The organism is Pseudomonas tehranensis (assembly GCF_014268615.1).
Classification (GTDB): domain Bacteria; phylum Pseudomonadota; class Gammaproteobacteria; order Pseudomonadales; family Pseudomonadaceae; genus Aquipseudomonas; species Aquipseudomonas tehranensis.
Genome location: NZ_JABWQV010000458.1, coordinates 1 through 1,280 on the forward strand (window position 1 = coordinate 1; position 1,280 = coordinate 1,280).

Here is a 1,280-nt window from a genome sequence, read left to right on the forward strand (position 1 = left end):
GCTTGCTCCCGCTGGGTTGCGCAGCGACCCTAAAAGCCGGCTGAACGTGGTCTGCCTGATTCACCGAAGTGTCAGACCTTGGGGCTGCTGCGCAGCCCAGCGGGAGCAAGCTCCCTCGCCACAGGAGTGAACGCTATACCGATTCAGTCCTTGCGGGCCCAGCGTGCCTCGCGCCAGGCCTGCTGCTGCGCTTGATCCTGGAAGGTCCAGGCGACGAAGCGGCTCTGCTTCTGTCCCTGGGACATTTCCACGATCTGGCTGTGCAACGCCCCGGCCTTTTTCAAGGCAGTTTGAATAGCCGGCAGGTTCGACGCCTTTGACACCAACGTGCTGAACCACAGCACTTGGCCGGCCAATTGCGCGCTTTCACGGATCAACTGCGTCACAAACCGGGCTTCTCCGCCCTCGCACCAGAGCTCCGCGGCCTGACCGCCGAAGTTCAGCACCGGCAGCTTGCGCTTCGGGTCGGCCTTGCCCAGGGCGCGCCATTTGCGCTGGCTGCCCTTGGTGGCTTCCTCCAGGGAGGCGTGGAAGGGTGGGTTGCACATTGTCAGGTCGAACCGTTCGGTCTCTTCCAGCAAACCCAGCAGGATCTGATTGCGGTTGGCCTGCTGGCGCAACTGGATGACTTTGTTCAATCCGTTGGACTGGACAATGGCTTTGGCCGAGGCAATGGCCGTCGGATCGATCTCCGAACCCAGAAAATGCCAGCGGTAATCACTGTAGCCGATCAGCGGGTACACGCAGTTGGCACCCGTGCCGATGTCCAGCACCTTCACTGCCGCACCCCGAGGGATCTCGCCATCGTTATGACTGGCGAGCAAATCGGCGAGGAAGTGCACATAGTCCGCGCGACCAGGTACCGGAGGACACAGGTAGTCGGCCGGAATGTCCCAATGGGCGATGCCATAGAAGGACTTGAGCAGCGCCCGGTTGAACACCCGCACCGCATCGGGGCTGGCGAAGTCGATGCTTTCCTTGCCGTACGGGTTGATGATCACGAACTTGGCCAATTCAGGGGTGGACTTGATCAGCGCCGGGAAGTCGTAGCGGCCCTGGTGGCGGTTGCGTGGATGCAGGCTGGCCTTCTCCCGCGGCGCCACGGCTTTGGCCTCGGTGGCGGGTTTGGGCTTCTGGCGTGCAGGTCTGGGTGTACGGGGGGCAGTCATGGGCGAGTCGATTCGGGGAGGGTTCAAAAAAGTGGCGGGTATTGTCCCACATCCGGCTCGATCTTGATGACTGCGCGGTTTAAATGTGGGAGCGGGCTTGCTCGCGAAAGC

1 protein-coding gene is annotated in these 1,280 nt (G+C 62.0%); it reads right to left on the reverse strand.

What is annotated here, in order from left to right:
* Positions 1-143: 143 nt before the first annotated feature.
* The gene (rlmF, locus tag HU811_RS26950; protein WP_186659153.1) at positions 144-1,169 is read right to left on the reverse strand and encodes a 23S rRNA (adenine(1618)-N(6))-methyltransferase RlmF; all 1,026 of its coding nucleotides are present in this window, start codon (positions 1,167-1,169) and stop codon (positions 144-146) included.
* Between the last annotated feature and the right edge of the window lie 111 nt (positions 1,170-1,280).